This window comes from Oleiphilus sp. HI0117 (genome assembly GCF_001635235.1).
Window position 1 is genome coordinate 1 of the sequence record NZ_LWGA01001476.1, and the last position, 520, is coordinate 520.

Here is a 520-nt window from a genome sequence, read left to right on the forward strand (position 1 = left end):
CGAGTTTGGTCTTCGCCATATATAGGTGTCGCAGTTAGGCCAAAGGTACGTACACCGACCTTAATTTCAGTTTGATATGTACTGGTCAGACGCTCAAGCATACTGCGTTGGTGTGCAGGGTTTTTGTGGAAAACATCGATGTTGTTGCCAACAAGGTTATTGGCATCAAAGTTTGGCAGCACTTTGCGTAAGTCTGCCTCAGCTACGCGCATCATATTCTGTACTGCTTTGTTCATATAATTGATGTTGTAATTTGCATCGGCCATCATCACATTGGTATTACAAACATCGAGAGCCAGTCTAACGCCTGCATTTTCCTCGGCGAGTTGTTTGGCTTTTGTTTCTTGAGCAAGCGCTTCTGTTCGGTCATTCCATTCAACGACAGTACCGATTCGTTCTTTGTTTTCAGCAAAAATAGGGGTCGCGATTAAGTTAAATGTGCGTGGCCCAACCGTAATGTTGGTTTGGTAAGTGCTGGTGAGCTTCTCAAGCATGCTGCGTTGATGCGCTGGATTCTTAT

Annotated in this window: 1 protein-coding gene; it reads right to left on the reverse strand. The window is 44.8% G+C overall.

Features of this window, described 5'->3' with window-relative positions; all coding sequences use genetic code 11:
* Positions 1-520, reverse strand: a 520-nt coding sequence (locus A3757_RS27395) for a PAS domain-containing protein (RefSeq protein WP_369819608.1), incomplete at both ends; no start/stop codon positions are given.